The following is a 21,863-nucleotide window of genomic DNA, read 5'->3' on the forward strand; positions in this document are numbered from 1 at the left end:
CCTGGGGTCTCAAATTAGTTCAAAGGAGAAGTTTTATGTTAACCAAACAGTCCAGACAGTTTGTCTTGATACTTTTGCTTTTACTGCTGGCAGCTTGTGGTTCCGGTAGTGAGGAACCCGCCACAGAAAATGATGCTGCTTTTGAAACGGAAACGGCAGGTGATCTTGTTATCTATTCAGGCCGCAGCGAGAGCCTGGTGCAGCCGATTATTGATCAATTTGCGGCCGAAACGGGCATCAATGTGCAGGTGCGCTACGGTAGCACCTCAGAGATGGCAGGTGTGCTGCTGGAAGAAGGTGAAAACAGCCCGGCCGACCTTTTTTATGCACAGGACCCAGGCGGGCTCGGTGCAATCGCCAACGCAGGCATGTTTTCCACCCTGCCAGAGGCCACGATTGCTTTGGTACCGGATCGCTTTACCCCAGATAGTAACAATTGGGTTGGCATTTCTGGCCGCGCCCGCGTCGTGGTTTATAGCACCAGCCTGATTAATGATCCTGCGGGTGAGCTGCCAGCGGACATTTTTGATTTTGTGGGGGAAGAGTGGAACGGCCGTATTGGTTGGGCACCCACCAATGGCTCATTCCAGGCAATGGTTACCGCCATGCGCGCTACCTGGGGCAACGACAAAACACGCGAATGGCTGCAGGGCATTCAGGCCAATAATCCTGTCGTTTATCCTAAGAATACCCCAATTGTGGCAGGCGTAGCGGCTGAGGAAGTGGCTGTTGGCTTTGTAAACCATTACTATTTGCACCGCTTTTTGGCAGAAGAAGGTGAAGGCTTCGCAGCGCGTAACTACTTCTTGCCCGGCGGTGGGCCAGGATCGCTCATTATGGTGTCTGGCGCGGGTATTTTGAACACTGCACCCAATGCCGAGAATGCTCAACGCTTCATTGACTTTTTGCTCTCGGTTGAGGCACAGCAATACTTTGCCGATGAAACATTTGAGTATCCCGTGGTGGCAGGTATCAATATTAACCCTGGCCTTGCCGCTTTCGCTGACTTGGATTCAGTTGCTCTTTCCATTTCCATGAACGATTTAGCCGATTTGGAAGGCACGCAGGACATGCTGTTGGCGCTAGGCATCATCGAGTAAACGCAAAGACTTTTGAAGTTTCCCCGAAAATTGCAAAATGGGACAAAAAAACTTCAAAAGTCTCGTAACAAATCAAAAACCGGATGTTGAGCTGCATTTTCACTCAACATCCGGTTTTTGATTAAGGTGGAGATGGCGGGAATCGAACCCGCGTCCGAAAAATTCGGCCTCTAGACGTCTACAAGCTTAGTTGGCCTATTTTAGGGTTTAGCTGATAGGCACCCCGACCAACTGGGTCAGCTAACAGCCCGCTGCTGACTCCCGAAAGAGTCGCTTAAGCATCTTTAGCAGCATCAAGACGCAGCACGTTGGCATTGATGTCGCCTAACACTCACCCGGCCAACGAGCGAATAAGGTAGACGAAGCTTCCGTCTTTGGAAGCCGCACGCTAGGTTTTAGCTGGGATTAAGCAGCCAAAGGCATAGCGCTGTAGTTTGTGCGTGTATTTGCACTTATTGTTTGCTTCCAGTTTTACGAGGTGTAAAGCGTGCTCGGCTTGCAGTCCAGGACCAGCCTTCCCCGTCGAAGCCAGTCATCCCCAGACAAATTAAAGTATAGCATAGGGGGAAACGGCCGTCTATTTGAGGAACGTAAAAATTGACTAGGTGAAGGGATGAACGGCTGCTCGCTCAACTAACCCAGTCAAGGAAGCGATAATAGTGACCCAGCAGCGGGGCGAAGCGGGCGCGTTGGCGATAGTAGAAGTGAGTGACGGGTCGGATGGCAACGAAGGGGCTGGTTCGCTTCTGCCCAGAAAGCAGCAAACCCGCCTCGCGGCCCAGATAGGCAGAGAGCGCCACGCCCTGCCCGCTGTAGCCCAGGGCAAAATGCACCCCGTTCAGCCGCCCGATGTGTGGCACCATGTCGAAGGTCTGCCCCAGGTTGCCACCCCACACATTCGCGACTGGCACATCTGCCAGCAAGGGGAAGCGGTTGACCATTTGCTGGCGCAGCGTCTCGGCACAGTCCAGCAAATCCTGCTCTAACCGCCAATGACGATGACTGCCAAACAGGAAACGGCCGTCTGGCGTCAATCTAAAATAGTGGGGCAACCAGCGGGAATCTTGCGCCGACCAGCCATTGGGGTTCAACAACTGCTGCTGGGCTGCCGTGAGCGGCTCGGTGACGATGGCGACGCTGTTCATGGGGAACACCAGCCGCTGGATGGGACGCACCAGCTTGCCGCTGTAGCCGTTGGTTGCCAGCAGCACCTCCCGTGCCTGCACGGAGCCTTGGCTGGTGTGAATGTTGAACCCTTGGGCGATTTTTTCCAGGCGGGTGACAGCCGTTTTCTCACACAACAGTCCCCCATGCCGCGCTACTGCCCCTGCCAGCCCGTACAAATATCTGGTTGGGTGCAGGCTGGCACTCCACTCATTGACCATTCCACCATAATATGTTTGGGAGCCAACGGCCGTTTCTACCTCAGTAGCAGAAAGCACAGTCACCGAAAAATCCATCTCTTTGTCCAGCCAGTCGGCTAGCGTTTTCATTGAGCTGTAGTGGGATGGCTTGGCGGCCAGCGTGAGATGGCCGCGCCGGGTGAAGTCGCAGGCGATTCCCTCGTCGGCCACAATTTCGCCGACTAGATCAACTGCTTCCAGCGACGCTTGCCAAAGCTGCCGCCCCAACGCCTCGCCGTGCAGATCAAACAAGTTGGCCAGGCTTTGCCGGAACCCGGTGGTGACGATGCCTGCGTGACGCGAACTGGCTCCACTGCCAATGCGATCTTGTTCGAGAACGGCCGTTTCTGCCCCACTTTTTGCCAACGTGTATGCTGCCGCCAATCCGGTTCCGCCACCGCCAATCACAGCCACATCCACCCGCTGCGGCAAGACAGACACCGGCAGCGTGTCTGGGCGGGGGAAATCATCTTGCCAAAAGGGAATTGTTTTCATGGCTCACGGCTCAATGTTGTCTGGATTTTCGCCACAGAGGGCACAGAGATTTTTGAGAACTCATACGATCGTCTCTGACCCGCTTCAGGCAAGTTTCTGTGCCTCTATTTTGGAGGAGTGTAGACGGCGGGTCAAGTGACCAAAGTGCCAGGCACAAGGCGCACGATTTTTGTTAACGTAAATTTACTGCCCTGTGCTTGGCGCTTCAAAGCGTGACGCGAAACTGGGGAAAGGTTTTGGCTTTTAGTGAGCCAGAGCTGGGGTAGGTGGTGAGCGGTTCGGCCGTTTCAATCGTGACAATGTGGGTCTGACCGCCGCTAGCCTGGAACTGCACTTGCCAAACCCCTTCGCCGAGCGTTTGAGTGGCGGTGTGTTGGTAAGTATCCAAACGAAAATCGGCCGTTTCCTGACGCAAATATTGTTCTGCCACCTGCACCACGGGTTCGTAGCAGACCCGCCCGCGCAGCTTCTCTAACCAAAGGGTGCGGTTTTGCAAATGGGTGAGGAATTGGGGGACGTCTTGGGGATGGAGAAGGCCGTAATTCACGCCATCAGGCAAGGTGAGCAGCGTTGGCGCAAAGCGATGGCCGCCGAGATGTGTGGTCTCCCACAGGTTGGGCACGTTGGCACTAGCTAACGCACGCAGCAGCGCCACGCCGTGCAGCGCACAGCAGACATCCCGCTTGCCGTTGGTGCAAACCAAGATGTGCGCTTCTGCGGTGCGATTGGCATCGTAACGGGCCTTTCCCGCTACAATGGCGGACAAATCCAGCGCGAACAGATCGTCGTAGCTGGGCAGATCGAAGCGGTAAATGCGGGAATCAGCGTCGCTAAAGCAGGCCACGAAGAAAGCCCAATGGGTGCGCTCTCCGCGTGGCTGCTTGATGAATTGGAGACGGCCGTTTACCAACCCACCCTGTCCTGCCAACCAATCTTGCACGGATTGGGGCAGGCTGTTGTCGCTAGTGGCATTGGCCGCCCACGGTTGGTTGTATTCCAGAAAGAGCCAAACTTTGTTGGAAACGGCCGTGCCAGCCAGCGGTTCATCAATAGCCAGCGACCAGTCGGTACAGTAAAAATCGGGGGATGGTTGAGTAAGCATCTTTGCTTCTTTAAGAGGTAGTGGGGTTGTAAACTATTTCGTATTGCGTATTTCGTGTTTTCTAGCTACGCAATACGAAATACGCAATATTGTTACTCAGCTTACTCTTCGCCTTCGTCAAAGTGGCCAGCCGCCATCGTGCGCCGCACAAAATCTTCTACTAGCAGCAGCACGCCCCCCGCGTGCTTGATCGTATCTAGCAGGGTGGTCATTGAATCCACTTCTTCTACCTGCTCAGTAACAAACCACTGCAAGAACTGAATGCTGGCATAATCCTTTTCTGCTTCAGCAATAGAAAGGATATTGTTGATTTGGTTCGTTACCTTAATTTCCTGATCCAAGGCAAACTGTACGGCATCGCTGGCGCTCTCAAATTCGTTTCGCATGTCTGGCAAGCCGGGGATGATGGGCTTGGCGCCTGCTTCCAGCATGAAATGGATAAACTTCATGGCGTGTTCCCGTTCTTCTTCTGCCTGGCGATAGAAAAATGCGGCCAGATCAGGCAGGGTTTCTTCATCAAAGTAAACAGCGATGGCCACATACTGCGCCGAGGCTGCAAATTCGCTTTGGATTTGGGCATTCATGGCCTCAACAACTTTTGGTTTAATGATCATTTTGATCTCCTTTTGCAATTAGTAATTGGGTAATTAAGTAATTATGTCAATTACCTAATTACATAATTACTCAGTTACCTACCGTATTTATTATACAAACAAAGTGAGCTTTGTTCAGCGACTTTTGTCGGGAACAACGTGGTTTTGGTGGAAGCAGGGCAAGCTGTGAGGGGAAGCAAAGTGGACAGAAACGGCCGTTCCCTCCACAAAACTATTCTCATGCGGCTGCCAACTGTGGACGAGCGTGCCGTCGTTCAGGCGCACGCCGTAGACGAAGGCGATACCCACAAATTGCCGTGAGACGATACGGCCGTTCCCCGCATCATCTGGCAGCACCTGCAAATCATCGGGGCGGATGGCAACCTCAATGGCCGTGCCGTTGGGCAGGAGCAAGGTTTGGGGCAAGATGCCTAGCGGCGTCTGCACACCCTGCTTAGTGACTTGGCCCGGTAAAAAGTCGGTCTGGCCTAAAAATTCAGCCACAAAGCGTGAGCGGGGCTGGTGGAAGATCGCTTCTGGCGAGCCAACTTGCTCCAGCCGCCCGCCGTTCATTACCCCCACCAGGTCGCCCATAAACAGAGCCTCTTCCTGATCGTGCGTAACGAATACGGCCGTTGTGCCACTCGCCTTGAGCAAACGCCGCACCTCTTGCCGCATCTCTACCCGCAACGCCGCATCCAGGTTAGAAAATGGTTCATCTAGCAGCAAAACAATGGGTTGCGGCGCCAAGGCTCGCGCCAAGGCCACGCGCTGTTGCTGCCCACCAGAAAGCTGATGCGGCATCCGTTCACCCAGGCCATCCAAGCCCACAAAATTCAGCATCTCGTCCACCCGCGCTGACTGGCCGCGCTTAAGACCAAAACCTACGTTTTGCGCCAAACTGAGGTGGGGGAAAATGGCATAATCCTGAAATACAATGCCGATGCGTCGCTTTTCTGGCGGGACGTGGTGCGTGGCGTCGGCCATGAGCTGGTTGTTGATTTCGATACGGCCGTCATCCAACCTCTCAAACCCCGCAATCAGGCGCAGGGTGGTCGTTTTGCCGCAGCCACTTGGCCCCAGCAGCACCAAAATCTCTCCCGGCGCAACAGACAAGCTCACATCTTGCACCACTGGCAAATTATCAAACGATTTGTGGAGATTACGGCAGATGACGGTGGACATGGGGAATTGTGAATTATGAATTGTGAATTATGAATTGTGAATGAAAACCAAGCTCGTTCACAATTAAAACTTCACAATTCACCATTAATTATTCCTAAAGGTCATCCAGGCGAGGGGGATGGAGGAGAGCAGCAGCAGCAGCAGGGTGGGGGCGGCGGCGCGGGCGAAGAAGGCTTCGCCGATGTTGGACCAAATTTCGGCCGACAGGGTGTTGAAGCCGAGCGGACTCAAAATGAGCGTGGCGGGCAGTTCCTTCATGCAGGTGAGGAAGACCAGTGCTGCTCCGGCCAGCATTCCTGGTTTAACCAGTGGCAGGGTGATGCGGCGGAAAATGGTAGACGGCCGTTTTCCCAAACTTTGGGCTGCTTCTTCCAAACTAGACGACACCTGCAGCAACGAACTGCGCTGTGCCCCAACCGCCTGCGGAATGAACAAAATGACGTAAGCGATGAGCAAAATCGGCAAGGTTTGGTAAAGGGAGGAGGCGTAGTTGGTGCCAAAAAAGACGTAAGCCAACGCCACCACGATGCCCGGCAGGGCAAAACTGGCGTACGACAGCCGCTCAAACAGTCGGCTGAGGCGACCCGGACGGCGCACCACCAAAATGGCGATGGGCAACGCCAGCAGCATGGCCAAGCCCGCTCCCAGCAACGATGCCGAGAGAGAGTGCCAGGCGGGTTCCACCAGCGACAGCAGCGAGGCTACATTGGTTTGGGTTGCGCCCAGCGTTTTCACTGTCCAGTCCTGGTTGAGGCCGCGCCAAAACCAGTAGGCCAACCCCAGCGACGGTGCAATCAACGCCCAAAATGAGAGCAAACCCGTGAACCCTAGTCCCAGCCAACGCCAACGGCCCAGCCTAACTGGCGTTTGGGTGCGGGCCACGCCAACGGAAACGCGGGCGTAGCGAGCTCTGCCTTGGCTGCGCTGCTCCAGGATGAGGATAACGGCCGTAACCAAAACCAGCACCAACGCCATCGCCGCCGCCATGTCCAGCTTGTAGCCCAGATAGCGATTGTAGATGATGCGGGTGAAGGTGGAGTATTGCAACATTGTCACGGCACCAAAGTCACGCAGAGTGTAGAGCATGACCAGCAAGCCACCAGCGGTTATGGACGGCCGTAAATAAGGCACCGTCACCCGCCAAAACGCCCGCCACGGCGACATGCTCAAGCTGCGAGCCGCTTCCACCAATGCGGGGTCCATCTTCTTGAGGGCGCTCCGCACGGTGAGGAAGATGAATGGATAGCTTACCAGCGTCAGCACTAAAAAGGCACCAGGGAAGCCGTAAAAATTGGGCAGTTGCTCAATGCCGAATATAGGCTGCAAAATTTGTTGGAGCAATCCCTTGGGGGTAAGAATTGAAGCAAAAAGATAGGCGGCCACGTAGCTGGGAACCACCAGCGGCAAGGCCACAATGACTGCCCAAAAACGCTTGCCGGGCAGATCGGTGCAGGTGGTAAGCCAGGCCAACGGCACGGCAATCAGTGCGGAAGCGGCCGTTACCGACACAGCCAATCCCAGGGTATTCCCCAGAATCTCCAGCGTACGGGTTTGGGAGAGGGTTTGCCACGCCTCCGCCCAGCCGGTACCCACGCGCAGTAACAAATAAGCAGGAACTAGCAGAATCAGGGCGGCAACCAAGCCAGCACTGCCCACCAGCAGCCAATGGAACGGCGACCAGTTCTGCTGCTGTAGCCAATCCAGATTTACATTCAGTTTGATTCTGGGCAGTGTGCGGACGTTTCCCTGTACATTGCCAAAATCAGTAACACCCATTTTGTTATCCTACAATTTGGTTGGAAAGTTTGTGCCGAAAAAGATCAGCTACCCTCTCTAAAATTATGCAGTAATTAGGATATGAAACAAGGGGGGGCGGTCAACTTTTTAATTAACGAGCGATCAAGCCAAAAAAGCGGCACGTTAAGTCAAAAGTTAACCGAGGTTAAACTAATTGCTAAAGCAGATAGCCAGCGGCAATGAAGGCACCGCTGAGGAGTTCAATACCGACTTCCAGGAAGCCAAACGCTTTGATGTTGCTGACGGGGCGGGGCTGTTGGAATGCCCACAGGGCGCGGAGCAAAAAGCCCGCAAAAGGCACGATAGCCAGCCAGGGAATCAGTCCAGCCACGGCCGTTCCTCCCACAATCAACAACCCCACTACATGACTCCACAAGACGGGCTGCCGATTAAACGGCCGTTCATGCGTATCGGCGATGCGCTGCCGCACATAAAAGACGCCCAGCACGTTTTGTGCGGCCATCAAGCCCCATACCAGCCACACCGTTGGGTAGGATGTGCCAATGGCGGCTAACATGGCGGCTGGAGCCATCAGCGCCAGCGCCGCCCCGCCGATTAGCTCCATCGGTAAGGAGCGGCTGCTTTGTGGTTGCTGCGCCACCTGCATATAGGCCACCATCAGCACAGCAAACGGGAGCAGCAGCCAGACCATGACGAAACGGCCGTACCACACCAACCCGATGGCGCAAACCAGCATCACCCCGCTCAAAATCCAAAGCAAACGCTGTGCCAGCGGGCCATCGCTGCGGCGACCTTTGCCCTGCCGCACGCGCAGCAACACGGTAGCGGGTTGCCGTAGCAGGAAAAAAGCCAAACCACCCACCAACACTAGCAGTATGGGCAAATTGATCAGTTCAGCAACGGCCGTTCCTACCAAGAACGGCACCAGCAACCAGCTCCACGAGCCGTGTTCGGCGGGTAAAAGTAGCTGTTTGCGGAAGCGAGACGGCCGTTGAGCCTGCGGCTGCGAGTCGGTCATATTGCTCATTTTATCGTGTGTGTCATCTTCGTGAAAGTTGGAATGAAAGATAGGACGCTGATCGCCCTGATTTTCCTGATTTATTAAATAACTTCTTCAAAATCAGGGCAATCAGGCAAATCAGCGTCCTAATTTGACAACCTTTTGGGTGTGGCGGCCAGATACGCCATTTGGCCCATGAACCACAGGATGGCTACCGCGTTCAGCAATCCACCCCAGGCGCGCACCGGCTGCCAGCCGCCTGCGTCCCCAATTACCCGCAGTAGCAGTGCCAGATGCAAGAAAATCGTCGGGCCGTACAAAATAGGATGAAACCGTACCTGAATGGGCAATATCGAGGGCAAAATGATGGGGGCATGGGCAAAAATCATGCCAAACACAAAGCCTACAAAGATGGCGTGCAGCATAAAATCATAGCGAGGCCCGGCGACGACTTGGCCTAACCAGACGGCCGTTACCCCACCAATCAGCAGCCACGCATAACCCAGCAATAAATTCACGGCGATAAAGCGTGTCAATCCAGACCGCCGCACCGTTTTTCGGGCAATATCAAACAATCCCAGCCAAATTGCTAACGAAATGAGCCCTAGCCCGATGAGCCGTGTACCCAAACTGCCCCAGACCAACACACCAAACAGCCCTGCCACAAACAAGGCCACTGCCGCCACAAACAGCCGGGTGGTGTTGGCAGACAGGCGTGCCACTCGGCTTAACTCCAGACGCTCACCGACAATCGTCAACACTAAAAAGCCCGCCCACCAAAACACAATGCGGAAAATGGGACAGCCGCCCAGCCACAGGGCGTTGCCAACCAGCCAGCAGATTGCACCCAGTCCCATCGTTATTGTGTAGCTGGCGGTATGTTGGCGGACGATGCGGATGAAAACGGCTGTTAAACCCACACTCCCCAGCAACAGCAGCCATTGGCCCACGGCAATGGGAAGCCCCACCACCAGCCAAATGGCCCCGATACCGCTTAGCACCGGGCCAATGAAAGTAAACGGCCGTTTCATGGCCACTGCCCGCTCCAAACTGATCAATGTTCCCAAAAAGCCAGAAATCATCAATGGGCCGTGCAGTGTGGGCAGCATCGGTTGGATGGCGGGCCATCGCCACCCCACGCGGATAAGCCCCGCCCACAGGCCAGCCAGCAAAGCCAGGAGCACGCCAATCATAATTGGGATTTGAATGCGGGGAATCTTGTTTTTCATAAGACAACTAAAGAATTTATCCACAGATTCACGCAGATTATCACAGATTTTCACCCAATCTGCGTGAATCTGCGAAATCTGCGGATTGTTTTTTATTTGGTAATGGTGAGGGTTAGCAGCATGGTAACGGCCGTTTTCGCCAAAACGCTGTGCGGCAAATGGGCAGGCATCTGTACCCAGGTGCCCGGCTGGGCTTCCACCGAGTCTTTACCCAGGGTCAGCGTGGCTTCACCACTTAAAAAATGGAGGGTAGCTGGGAAAGCGGCCGTATGCTCCGTTAGCTCCTCGCCTGCGGCAAAGCCAAACAGCGTCACCTTCAATAAATCATCACTGTAAACCTTCCGGCTCACAATTGATTCCGCTGGAATTTCTGGCAGCAGCGTCGCCACGTTTTCAACAAGTCCGTAAGTTGGTTTGCTCATCATTTTCTCCAGGATTGGTTTGTCCAGCCTTATTGTACTAAATGGTCATTGTGGCATGGTTAGGAGAGCGGCCACGCCGTCTGAAAAAACACCTTTGCAGCTATGAGGAATCGAACTTAAGCATCGAGGCTGCCAGCGATTTGCATCGCTTCCAGCATAAGCTTAGGCACATCAACACTGAGCGGCAGCCGAGCACTGTTATATTGAATCACTTCACCCGAAACGACATTGCCGACGGCGAGCGCTTTGCGTACAGAAAGACCCCTCCTTCTCGCCACGAGGAAGGCGCCAAGGAAAGCATCGCCTGCTCCGGTGCTGTCTACCACTTCAATTTCCTGTGTAGGCATTAAAAACGCCTCATCACCGAACCGAGCAAAGGCACCATCAGCGTCCAAGGTCACAATCGCATCAATGGAACTCTTAGCAAGCTCGATTCTTACTTCGTTAAGGGTTACTTCTGGCTCAAGACCTACCAGCACGGCCGTTTGCTCAAGGTTTCCTGCCACCAGCTGAGCCTTTGGCGCAAAGGCATCGTAGAAAGCACGGTAGCCAGCAACAATTCGGGTGCTGGCAAGGGTAAGCACAAAAGGAACACCTGCCGCCTCTGCAGCTAGTGCACAATGCGCCATTGCTGCTTCAGATTCTGAACCAAAAGAGAGTACAGAACCATCAAGCAACAGTAACTCTGAGCTTTGAACTGCGCCGAGGTCAATTCGAGCGGGGCTCAACAGAGCGTTTGCGCCATGAGTCAAGACGATAGTGCGTCCACCATCCTCATCGAAAAGATAGAAGTCATACCCCGTTACTGCGCCATCTTCAAGTTCGGAGAGGAATGCAAGCGAGACTCTCTCACAATTAGCGACAAAAGCTCTGCCGAAGGCGTCGTTTCCACCCATGCCCATCATGCCACAGCTTACGCCAGCACGCGCTATTAGGTTTGCACTGTTTCCAACTGAACCACCGCTACGCGGCTCGGGAAGCGTTCCTCGACTATTTTCAAGTGCAAGGCGGAGTTCCTCCATTCGAGCCACAGAGAGCTCCGTATAACCACCGGGCGCAAGACCCGATTCGCGGAGCTCCGCGTAGCTAACGATAAGATTTATACCAACGGTAACAGCACCAAGTGCTACGATAGAACTCATTCAGAACCTTTATTTAAGTTAATCTAGCGCCTAACGGCCGCTTTTTGAGCCGATTTGTACTGTATTCATATTCCCTCCTGCATGAAGGAGGATAGGTTGTCAACTAAATGTTGACTATGCCCTTTGCCCAATTGAACCTCAAATTATATCATAGGTGAGACAAGATGTGTTGCTTATGACAGAAGAATCCGTAGCCCCAATTGCATTACCCGCCCATTGGTTCCCTTATACCAAACTGCTCCCGCCACAGGGTGGGAAACAGTTCGTCCAGCGCACCGGTCTGTATAACCAGTTCAGCCAAACGATTGTGCAGCATAAATTAATATTGATTTCAGCCCCGGCCGGCTCAGGGAAAACGGTGCTGGCGGCTACTCTATTGGACGACCAGCCAAACGGCGCCTGGATCGCGCTTGACCCAACGGATGACGATGTGCCTGTGTTTGTGGCGCTGTTTGTGACGGCTTTGGAGAAACAGCTTCTGGACAATGGGCAAGCTATTTTGCGGTTCTTGCAAACAGTGCCTTATGCGGATGAGGTCGTGGCGCAGTTAGCCAGTATGGTAATCAATCAGCTCCAACCAGTTGATGATCAACCGCTTATTCTTGTTTTGGACGATTATCATACGATTCAAAACAGCGCTGTCCATGAGTTTGTGACCTATCTATTGGATTATGCTCCCCCTGCGTCTCGGATCATCATCACCACGCGACACGATCCGCCATTGCCGTTGGCGCGGTGGCGAATGCGGGGGCAATTAGCGGAAGTGCGGCTTGATGATTTACGTTTTGATGTCGAAGAAACGGCCGTTTTTCTCAATCAGCTCCGCGCCCTCCAGCTATCCGATGCCGAAGTCGCGCATTTGGCGCAACATACCGAGGGGTGGATTGCGGGTCTACAACTGCTGGCTTCCGTGCTGGGAACAATGACCCAACAGGAAGCTCGCTCCAGCTATATTGATCAGCTCGGCCCCGTCAGCCGCTCGATTTTTGATTTGCTGGCGGCAGAGGTGTTTGCCCTTCAGCCAGTCGAGATTCAACAGTTTTTGCTGCAAACGGCCGTTTTACCCGAATTAACCCCCGAAGCGTGTACGGCCGTTACCCAATCAGAAGCCGTTGTTCCCCTACTAGCTGCCGTCTACCAACGCAACCTCTTTTTACGCGCGCTATCCAACGACTCGCGGCTAGGCCCCTTTCGCTATCACGACCTCTTTGCCGATTTCTTGCAGCAGCGGCTGCGCGAAGAAAATCCTCAACAGTGGCGCGAAACCCATCAGCGGGCGGCAACGGTTGCCAAAACGGCCGAACAAAAGCTGTACCATCTGCAACAGGCACACTGCTGGGATGAAGCCGCTGATCTTTTAGAAGAGATTGGTCAAAAAGATGTGGCACAGCGTTTTGTGCGTACGGTGGTAGCCAAAGGCATTGAGCAACTCCCCCAAGCAATTTTGGAAAAACGGCCGTGGCTATCGCTGATTGTAGCCCAATATTACAGTGCTCGAGGGCAGCTAGAAACGGCCGTTCCGTGGTGGGAACAGGCGGATCGCGGCTTCGCTGAACAAGAGAACGAGCTTGGGCAGTTTGAAGTTTTGGTTGCCCGTGCGATGACTGATCCGGTGGAAACCGATGCGCTTGTTATTAATTTTCGGGACAAAATCGAGCGTATTGGGGATCAGCTTCGCCCTGACCAATGGATCGTCTATCATGGCATTGAGCTATGGGAAGCTGGAGAAAAATATGATTGGCCACAAATGACGGTGCATCTGAACGCTGTCTTGCGTAAAGCGTTACACAGTGAGGATTCAGGGGCAATGTCCATTGCGGGCATGATCGTCACTGCTCCTCACATGGTATTCAATCTTGATGGGCTGTCGCTATTAGAACGCTTTGCACGTCAAGGTAGCCAACAAAGCCGCGACGAAGACCACGTTTTACGCACTTGTGCCTACGGCATTGCCGGATTCATTCATTTTTACCGAGGCGAGATCAACCTAGCAGCAGAGTCGCTGGAAAAATCGCTCAAACATTTAGACCAAATGGGTGGACGCTTGGCCTTTGTTGACGATCATATTCAGTGGGTGGCACTCAACATACCGCTGGTCAAACGCGCCTATCCGACGTTTGAGGCAAAATTTGCGGAACAGTTGGCTCGCTCGGAAACGCATACGATTTCGGAAGCATACAAACACGGGTTCTTGTATTTGCAGGGTCGTACCTTCTGGCTCCAAAACAGAATTGATGAAGCAGCAGAGGTCTTTCGCCAAATGGAAGCAAGGGCAATGCAGATGCGCGTACCGGGGGAACGAATGCGTAATCTGCTGCTCTCCAGTCTGCTGGCAATGTCGGCTGAAGCGTGGCGCAAAGCGGAAGAACAGCTACGAGAAGCGGATGCACTATACAAGCAGGTGCGGCACACGGCGTTTTCGACCCATCCGCAGTTAAGCTTGGCAACGCTATACGGCCGTCAACAGCGCTGGGATGAAGCACTCCACACCTTTCGCATCGCGGCGGCCGAGATTCGTTCAAAGGGTCTGCCCGGTATTATCCTACAAGAAGGGGAGAGCATCGTCCCTATCTTGGAACGAGCCGTGGCGGCAGATATTGAAGTGGAAATGATACGGCCGTTGCTTGCCATCTTAAAACCAGACGACAAGCCACAACCTATCGCTATCCCCAACTCACAAGCGTATCTCACCCCACGAGAAGCAGAAGTGCTTCAGCTTTTAACCACAGGAGCTACAAACCCCGAAATCGCCGCCCAGTTAGTAATTACCGAGCGCACCGTCAAAGCCCACGTCACCCGAATCTTAGCGAAGCTCAGCGCCACAACCCGCACCGAAGCGGTCGCCAAAGCTACCCAGCTAAACTTACTATAAGCTGTGTAACAGCGTCGAGCTTTCTAGCTTCATCCTTTTGCCTTCTGCCTTTTGTGTACTCTCCCATTGCCCCATTGTGTACCATCGTACAATGTATTGCCCCTCGCGCCACCCTATCATTGTTTCTAAATCAACCAATAAACAGATTGAACAAGGAGTAAATGATGACATCTCAAACATTAAACCCCAAAGTCGTTGCGCTTGACGAGGTAAGCGTTCTCAACTTCCCCGGAGGGGAACAAATCAGCATCCCGCTGAGCCGAGAAGATACAGGCGGCGCATTCACCCTATTTCGCGGCACTATGCCACCCAATGCTGGATCGTCACTCCACGTTCATCGTTTTGAAGATGAGGTTATTTACATCCTCCAAGGTGAAATCACCATTAAAGTCGGTGATGATAGCTATACCGCCAAGGCAGGAACGGTTGCTTTGTTACCCAAAGGCATTCCTCATGCCCACCATAATCATTCCGACCAAGAAGCACACATATTTGTTATTGCCACCCCGTCTGGGTTTGAAGGCTTTATCACTGAATCTTTCGCGCTGATGACCGCAGCGGAGCCTGATATGGAAGCGTTAGGCGCATTATCCGCAAAATATGGCATCGAAATGACTGGCAATCCGGCACACGCATAAAGGGAGACAAAAATGAAACGCATTTTGAAATGGCTTGGCATCATCATCGGCGGCTTGCTTGGCTTGGTGCTCATCGCCTATCTCATTATTGCCCAAATTAGCCGCAGTCGGCTTAATCGTACCTATGAAGTCACGGCCGATTTTAACCTCGACGTTTCCCACGATCCCGAAAGCGTGGCCGAAGGGGAGCGTCTCTACACCATTCTGTGCCAATCGTGCCACGGCGAGGATTTGGCGGGGACGACGTTTAGCGATTTTATGTTTGGGCAGCTTCAGATGGCCAATCTAACCAGTGGGGCGGGCGGCATTGGCAGCAGCCATAGCGACGAGGATATTGCCCGCGCCGTGTGGTATGGGGTCAAGCCAGATGGCTCACCAACGTTTTTTATGGCCCCCGAGCTAAGTCCCGGCATCACTGTTGAAGATATGGCGCAAATCATCGCCTATATCCGCAGCGTTCCGCCCATGGACACAACACCTGTCGAAATGCGGCCAGGCCCGATGGCGCGGGTGATGCACGCCACCAATCAAATGCCGCTGGTGACGGCCGAAACGGTTGAGATGGACGCGCCGCCCAGAAGCAACGACGCCAGCGAGGATGTGCTGGCACTAGGTGAGCGATGGGCCACGTTCTGCACCGCTTGCCACGGGGCCGACTTTACAGGCAATAGCATGATAGGCTCGCCAAACATCACGCCGCACGAAACGGCCGTTGGCGGCTGGACTGAAGCCGAATTTGCCCGCGCTATCCGTGAAGGCGTCCGCCCCGACGGCAGCACCATTAGCACTGAGATGCCATGGGAGACGATGAGCCGCTATAGCGATGAAGAGATCCACGCCATCTGGACCTATTTACAGACGGTTGAGCCAGTCGCACGCGAGCAATAAGGATTGACGATAAAAGGAATATCAGAGTGAACAATATACAAATGAATCAAACAGCCAGAATCGGGGGAATCACGCTGATTGCTGGGGCAACTGTGATGTTTATCGGGGCAGGATTTTACTTTTCAACGGGCATTGACCTGTGGGGTGCGTTGGCGACGAACACCATAGCAGATTATTTGGTAGCAACGGCGGCTGTACAAACGCAGCTCATTACCAATCTCACCCTGTGGATAATTGGCATACTTTTGTTAGGCATGGGCGGGGCGCAACTTGTCACTTTAGGCAAAGAGCGTCCAGCTTTGGCAAGAATGGCGCGGGTTTGTCTAACAACGGGCGTTCCCTTAGCCATTCTTTCATTTATTGCCATGCTCTCTGTTGTGGTGCAACTGGGGGGCGATGGATCGGAAACGGCCGTTGTCCTTGCCAAAACCGTTGGCTGGATTGGCACACGCACCGACGACCTTGCCACAGCCTTAATTGTCGGCATTGCCCCATTATTTATCGCTCTAGCGGCAAAAAAGGCGTGGATGCCCAACTGGCTGTTTTACTGGGCAATAGCCGCCTTCATAATCGGGGTCATCTCACTGGTGGGTATCTACCTCCCAGCACTGGCCGATATTGGCTTCTTGATTGTTCCAGTCGGGCTTGGCTGGATGATCGCCACTGGTGTGACACTCTTACGTCTTAGCCCCGCTTAACGGCCGTTTTGGACCCAGCGGGTCGTCAGCTATTATCGCGATTGAATCGCGTTGATTTACTGTTGTTGGGATGGTCACTGATAGTCACTGTACCAGCCATTAGCTTTGCAGCCAGCCAAATTAAAATTCAGCAGTTAGCCTCACCTCTCGAAGAACATGTGGCCGCTGGTCATTGGGTATTGATGGCCGGCTATACAATTTCAGTGGTATTGCTTGCCTTCTTAGCCAGTTTACGACCGTCTCAATGGCGTGTCCCCACATGGAGTGCAGGCATCTTAGCTGTCCTCTTTGGCTTGGTCTCCCTGTTTCTGAATGGCGCGTCGGCCGTCTCACTATTATGGAGCGGGTTCGCCATTATTTGGGGTATCACCTTTATCGGCCTCGCCGAATGGCGTCAATAAACCGGCTATAACGAGAACCGAGGCGCGTTAACTTGTGCATTGTGGTGTAAATTGGGGCTGGTAGCTTAGAAACGGCCGTTGTAGCCTTGCCTAACGGCCGCTTCAGCCGCGTTTTGCGTCGGCAGCAAGCTATGTTGGGCGGCAATAGCATCCCTGTAATTGTAATTACTGAGAACCATTTGCAATTATCCCTTCTTTTAGTGGGCTGGATTTGACCGTATTATGTATGAAAGGTGGTGCAAAATTTGTGGGTTTACCCAATGTTTTAATATTCAGTCGCGTAGCAATTATTGATCGCCGTTCTTTGCAGAAGCCTACCTTTCCTTACTAAGTGCGGCTTTTGTGGAGTTGTGTTAAGTTGTGCTTTTTCGGCCTAGCACAATGGAGCAAAGGCGGCGCCTATGTGTTTTTCAACCTCAAACAGTTAATTTGAGGTCTTGAATTTATTGAACACTTTGGCGATTATCTTTTTGCAATCGCAAGTTCTTCATTGAGCCATTTCAACGACCAAAATTTAGCCAACCAAACTTGCGTAATTTTAGAGTGCTATATAGGTCAACTGCTGGCCCAATTGGTGCTAATAATAATCCAAAAGGACTACCCATAATGACATCAGCAATTGCAATAGGTAGGGAAATATAGCCAATTAACCGAGCAAACTTTTGATATTCCCCTAATTTGCTTATTTCTGAGGTTGCCTTGTTAATATCTCTACGTATTTCCTCGATTGCTTTCAGATCGTCCCCTTGCGATATCTCCATCCATGAATTCAATACTTTTCGGAAGGTTTTAAGTCGTTTGTCTTCACGTAGCCGCAGCACATCTTCTAAGCACGTTACATTTGGGAGCATTCTTCGCTCAGTTAGATACAATCTGTAAAGTTGTACTGCATCCATTGAATTGTTCATATATTCTGGATTATGTGACACTTTAATTTCTGCAGTTGATGGAACGAATAAAGGGGAAGATGAAGCCTGACTAAAATGTAGCATATTTGTCAATTCGAATATTGACTTCCATACAGAGTGGACTGAAACAAAATCGTTGAAATCCCATCCACAATCATTCCCACTCGCACGCAATTGTTCCATTTGGGAATCGGCTGAAGTGGTAGTCAGAATTTCATCAACTATTTCGAAGTTTGAAAAGTGTTCCGGCCTATAAGACCTTGGCCAAAAGTTAAGCTCTGTACTTATATCAAGACCCATCAGCTTATATAACAAACCAGGGGAATATTTCCCGAAGATGCCAAGATCATCAGACATATACGAAGGCAACCAAACATCTTCGATTTCCTTTACATCATGTTCCTCCAGATATGAAGCGAAATACCAATTTGCATTTTCACCGACATAGAACTTGAAAATACCACTGAGGCCAGTTGTGATAGGCTGCAATATTTTATCAAGATGCTGATGATGCCATTTGATTTCATCAACTAGGAGTTGTCGGTCAAGATTCTGTGAAGATTTAAAAGCATTATTAAGGCTACCATCAAAAGACTTGAGATCCCATAAAGATAAATCTTCAATCTCTTCTAACCCAAAGGATGAAGATAAATTCCTCAGAATATTTATATCTGATACATTGAACAAATCCCCAACTGCGGGATCTGACTCAAGACTACGACAAATCTCATACCCTTTTTCATAGTGAGCTGATAAAGAATGACGAGTGTTTCGGATATTTTCAAATGAGTTCAGGTCGATAAATTCAATTAAGTCTTCCTTTACCAATTCCTCGGCATCAATTTCTTTTGATAAATAGGGAGGTAGAGAAACTTTAGGTGTTCCAAATAGTAAAATTGCTGCCAAGAGATCATTGTAATTTATTAGATTTGTTTTTGTTTGGGTGAATTTCAAGGTTATAGCATCATTACCAGAAACTTTATAGCCTTCGCGTTTTACATATTCAAAAAAGCGAAGGAATTGTGATGTGGAAAGAACTGGACCGTTAAGCTTTTTCATTTGGTATTAGCCAATCAGTAAATAGACAGTTATTATTCAATACGCATTTTCTCTACCAAAGTTTTGAGAAGAATAGGTGCCTTAAAATGATTGGCATTGATGTTTTATATCACTCAACTTAATCCTCTTGTATAAGAAACAATTTTAACCGCGTCTCCTTAATGCGGACTGGTAAATTCACATCAAATTATTTGAAATGTATAACAATGGTTACGCATTTATGGTTGCCGTTCAGTTGCTTAAGCTGCGCTCGTTTCCTTTAGCGCGTCAGCTTTAAGCTGTTGTTAGGGAGGCGTTTTGGTTTGTAGAATGGCCTTGAATCACCAAGATTTTTGATGCTCGGCACAAGGAAACTTTACATAAGCCACCCTAGCATACTATTATCCTGCATGAAGTTTTGAGCAAATCCGCTCATTGGCAAAACAAAACGCCGCTGCCCAAGCAGGCAGCGGCGCAAAAATAATAGGCTGACGCGATTCTTTAGTTAGTACGTTCTACTAGTCGCTCGCGGGGAAATAGCTTTCTCTGCTCATGCTCTGCTTCGTCGGCACGAAGTGGCGGAACGCCGGGGCTGCTAGAGGCTTTGGGCAGCGGGACGTTCACCGACTCGCTGCTGCTGGCAACAGAGAACGGGGCTTCATTGCCGGGCAGTAGCGCAATTGCCAATACCTCATGCAAATGGCTCACCGGAATCAGTTCTAGCTCTTCCCGGATTGAATCTGGCAGTTCAGGAATGTCTTTGGCGTTGTCGTTGGGCAAAATCACTGTTTGGATGCCCGCGCGGTGGGCGGCAATGGTCTTTGACTTGAGGCCACCAATGGCCAGCACCTTGCCCCGCAGCGTTACCTCGCCCGTCATGGCTACGTCTCGGCGCACGGGGCGGCGGGTAAAGGCAGAGATGATGGCTGTGGCCATGCTGATGCCTGCACTGGGGCCATCTTTTGGCGTGGCGCCATCCGGCACATGCACGTGGATGTTTACCTTGTCGAAGATGGTCGGTTCCAAACCAAGCGTCCGGGCGTTAGCACGGGCATAGGTTAATGCTGCCTGTGCTGATTCGCGCATGACGTCACCTAAGGAGCCGGTGAGGGTAATTTTGCCATTGCCTTCGCTCAGGCTTACTTCAATGGGCAGCGTGTCGCCGCCAAAACTGTTCACCGCCAGGCCCGTCACTACGCCAACCTCGTCTTGCTCCTCAGCCATGCCGTAGCGGAACTTGGTCGGGCCGAGAAATTCTGTGATGTCTTCTGGCGTGACTGTAAACGGCCCTGCTTCCCCACCAGCCACCTTGACCGCAACTTTACGCACCACAGAGCCGATGCTGCGCTCCAGGTTACGTACGCCTGCTTCGCGGGTGTAGTAGCGAATAAGATACTGCAGCGATTCTTTATCCAGCGTCACGTCTACATCGCCAATGCCGTGCCCGGTGAGCTGCTTGGGCAGCAAGTAGCCTTCGGCGATGGCGACTTTTTCTTCTTCAATGTAGCCAGGCATTGTGATGGTTTCCATACGGTCCAGAAGCGGTGCCGGGATGGTGCTGAGCTGGTTGGATGTCGTGATGAAGATCACTTGGCTCAGATCAAACGGCACTTCCAGATAATGGTCAGTGAAGGTGCTGTTTTGTTCTGGGTCCAGCACTTCCAGCAAGGCGGAAGATGGATCGCCGCGCCAATCGGTGCCGACTTTATCAATTTCGTCTAGCACGATGACGGGATTGCGCGTTTCAGCATCCCGTAAGGCGCGGATAATGCGACCTGGAATTGCGCCGATGTAGGTGCGCCGATGGCCGCGAATTTCGGCCTCGTCGCGCACGCCGCCCAGGCTAATGCGCGCCACTTCGCGCCCGATGGCGCGGGCGACGGAGGTGGCGATGGAGGTCTTGCCAACCCCCGGTGGGCCGTTCAGGTTGATGATAGCGCCGCGCATATTGGTGCCTGCTAGTTTGCGGACGGCTACGTATTCCACAATGCGATCTTTCACGTCCTCAAGGCCGTAATGGTCTTCATCCAGTACTTGCCGAACGTGATGAATGTCCAGGTTGTCTTCGGTGGCGTTGTTCCAGGGGAGCTCTGTTAGCCATTCCAAGTAGGTGCGAATAACGCTGGCTTCGGCGGATTGCTGACCTTGATACTCAAGCCGCTTGAGCTCTTTCATGGCGCGTTCATGCACATCTTCGGGCATCTTGGCGTCTTCGATTTTTTTACGTAGCTCGTCGGGGACGCTTTCGCCATCTTCGCCGAGTTCTTTGCGGATGGCGCGCATTTGTTCGCGCAGTAGGTATTCGCGTTGGGCTTTGTCTGCGCCTTCGCGGGCATCTTGCTGGATTTTGTTGCGAACTTCGGTGATACGCAGCTCTTGCTTGAGGAATTGAATAGTGATTTCTAGTCGCTTTTCGCCATCGGTGGTTGCTAACAGTTCGACCTCGGTTTCAAACGGAAGGTTGAGCAAGCCGGCGATGTAGTCGGCCAGATCGCCGGCGCTGGTTTTGCTGCGGGTGGTGGCCATCACTTGTTGGTTGGCTTCTCCGAGTGCGTCGGCGTACTGTTCCAGGTAGGCGATGGCTTCGGTAATGGTGGGACTGTTTTCCCCTTCAGAGGCGTTAGCGATTTCGCTGTATAGGCCGGTAAGGAAGGGTTCGGCCGTTTCTAAGCCTTCAAACTGGACGCGCCGGTGTAGCTCAACCAGCATTTGTACGCCCATGTGCGGCGTGCGTAAAACGTCGCGCACGGTAGCCAAAATGCCAACGGGTACTAAATCCTCTTTTTTGGGCAATTCTACTTCGGCATTGTACTGTACAAGGATTAATAGTTTGCCACCGCGCTCTACAGCAGCCTGGGCTGCTGCCAATGAGCGTCGCCGACCGATGGAGATTGTGGTTGTGACGCCAGGAAAAACCACGCCCCCCCGCAGCGGCACTATTGGTATAGTTACATGGTTTTTTTGTTCCATGAGTTTGTCCTTTGTTGACGC

At 52.3% G+C, this 21,863-nt stretch carries 17 protein-coding genes and 1 other RNA gene; 6 read left to right on the forward strand and 12 right to left on the reverse strand.

From position 1 onward, the window contains the following. The first annotated feature begins 35 nt into the window (after positions 1-35). A complete protein-coding gene (locus ACOQPM_RS13970; protein WP_420629877.1) occupies positions 36-1,100 on the forward strand; it encodes an iron ABC transporter substrate-binding protein in 1,065 nt (354 codons plus the stop codon). 124 nt (positions 1,101-1,224) lie between these two features. On the opposite strand, the gene ssrA is transcribed toward ACOQPM_RS13970, so the two are convergent. From ssrA to ACOQPM_RS14020, 10 genes are all read right to left on the reverse strand, one after another. After that, positions 1,225-1,640: a transfer-messenger RNA gene (ssrA, locus tag ACOQPM_RS13975) on the reverse strand. A gap of 89 nt (positions 1,641-1,729) precedes the next feature. Next, on the reverse strand, positions 1,730-2,998 hold the full coding sequence (locus tag ACOQPM_RS13980; RefSeq protein WP_420629878.1) for an NAD(P)/FAD-dependent oxidoreductase: 1,269 nt from the start codon (positions 2,996-2,998) through the stop codon (positions 1,730-1,732). Positions 2,999-3,203: 205 nt separating this feature from the next. Then, positions 3,204-4,100 (reverse strand): sucrase ferredoxin, encoded by an 897-nt coding sequence (locus ACOQPM_RS13985; RefSeq protein WP_420629879.1) that lies wholly within the window; start codon positions 4,098-4,100, stop codon positions 3,204-3,206. Positions 4,101-4,201: 101 nt separating this feature from the next. Further along, the gene (locus ACOQPM_RS13990; protein ID WP_420629880.1) at positions 4,202-4,714 is read right to left on the reverse strand and encodes a ferritin; all 513 of its coding nucleotides are present in this window, start codon (positions 4,712-4,714) and stop codon (positions 4,202-4,204) included. A gap of 114 nt (positions 4,715-4,828) precedes the next feature. Then, positions 4,829-5,878 carry an ABC transporter ATP-binding protein gene (locus tag ACOQPM_RS13995; RefSeq protein WP_420629881.1) on the reverse strand — a complete coding sequence of 350 codons (1,050 nt, stop codon included), beginning with the start codon at positions 5,876-5,878 and terminating at the stop codon, positions 4,829-4,831. 84 nt (positions 5,879-5,962) lie between these two features. Then, on the reverse strand, positions 5,963-7,654 hold the full coding sequence (locus tag ACOQPM_RS14000) for an ABC transporter permease (protein ID WP_420629882.1): 1,692 nt from the start codon (positions 7,652-7,654) through the stop codon (positions 5,963-5,965). 178 nt (positions 7,655-7,832) lie between these two features. Further along, positions 7,833-8,654, reverse strand: a complete 822-nt coding sequence (locus ACOQPM_RS14005; protein ID WP_420629883.1) for a YwiC-like family protein — start codon at positions 8,652-8,654, stop codon at positions 7,833-7,835. A 128-nt stretch (positions 8,655-8,782) separates the two neighbouring features. Further along, positions 8,783-9,865, reverse strand: a complete 1,083-nt coding sequence (locus tag ACOQPM_RS14010) for a hypothetical protein (RefSeq protein ID WP_420629884.1) — start codon at positions 9,863-9,865, stop codon at positions 8,783-8,785. Positions 9,866-9,957: 92 nt separating this feature from the next. After that, positions 9,958-10,290, reverse strand: a complete 333-nt coding sequence (locus ACOQPM_RS14015; protein ID WP_420629885.1) for a cupin domain-containing protein — start codon at positions 10,288-10,290, stop codon at positions 9,958-9,960. 113 nt (positions 10,291-10,403) lie between these two features. Then, the gene (locus tag ACOQPM_RS14020) at positions 10,404-11,429 is read right to left on the reverse strand and encodes a carbohydrate kinase family protein (protein WP_420629886.1); all 1,026 of its coding nucleotides are present in this window, start codon (positions 11,427-11,429) and stop codon (positions 10,404-10,406) included. Positions 11,430-11,604: 175 nt separating this feature from the next. On the opposite strand from ACOQPM_RS14020, the gene ACOQPM_RS14025 reads away from it, so the two are divergent. The 5 genes from ACOQPM_RS14025 (at position 11,605) to ACOQPM_RS14045 (ending at position 16,926) form a co-directional block, all read left to right on the forward strand. Continuing rightward, positions 11,605-14,301, forward strand: coding sequence for a LuxR C-terminal-related transcriptional regulator (locus ACOQPM_RS14025; protein ID WP_420629887.1), 2,697 nt, complete (start codon positions 11,605-11,607; stop codon positions 14,299-14,301). Positions 14,302-14,462: 161 nt separating this feature from the next. Further along, positions 14,463-14,939 (forward strand): cupin domain-containing protein, encoded by a 477-nt coding sequence (locus tag ACOQPM_RS14030; RefSeq protein ID WP_420629888.1) that lies wholly within the window; start codon positions 14,463-14,465, stop codon positions 14,937-14,939. A 12-nt stretch (positions 14,940-14,951) separates the two neighbouring features. Continuing rightward, positions 14,952-15,827: a c-type cytochrome gene (locus tag ACOQPM_RS14035; protein ID WP_420629889.1), complete on the forward strand. Its 876-nt coding sequence runs from the start codon at positions 14,952-14,954 to the stop codon at positions 15,825-15,827. A gap of 26 nt (positions 15,828-15,853) precedes the next feature. After that, the gene (locus ACOQPM_RS14040) at positions 15,854-16,525 is read left to right on the forward strand and encodes a hypothetical protein (RefSeq protein ID WP_420629890.1); all 672 of its coding nucleotides are present in this window, start codon (positions 15,854-15,856) and stop codon (positions 16,523-16,525) included. 41 nt (positions 16,526-16,566) lie between these two features. Then, positions 16,567-16,926, forward strand: coding sequence for a hypothetical protein (locus ACOQPM_RS14045; RefSeq protein WP_420629891.1), 360 nt, complete (start codon positions 16,567-16,569; stop codon positions 16,924-16,926). Positions 16,927-17,426: 500 nt separating this feature from the next. On the opposite strand, the gene ACOQPM_RS14050 is transcribed toward ACOQPM_RS14045, so the two are convergent. Both ACOQPM_RS14050 and lon read right to left on the reverse strand, forming a co-directional pair. Then, positions 17,427-18,893: a hypothetical protein gene (locus ACOQPM_RS14050; RefSeq protein ID WP_420629892.1), complete on the reverse strand. Its 1,467-nt coding sequence runs from the start codon at positions 18,891-18,893 to the stop codon at positions 17,427-17,429. Positions 18,894-19,373: 480 nt separating this feature from the next. Further along, a complete protein-coding gene (lon, locus tag ACOQPM_RS14055) occupies positions 19,374-21,842 on the reverse strand; it encodes an endopeptidase La (protein ID WP_420629893.1) in 2,469 nt (822 codons plus the stop codon). Positions 21,843-21,863 lie beyond the last annotated feature (21 nt).

This window comes from Candidatus Leptofilum sp. (assembly GCF_965223525.1).
Taxonomy (GTDB): Bacteria; Chloroflexota; Anaerolineae; order Promineifilales; family Promineifilaceae; genus Leptofilum.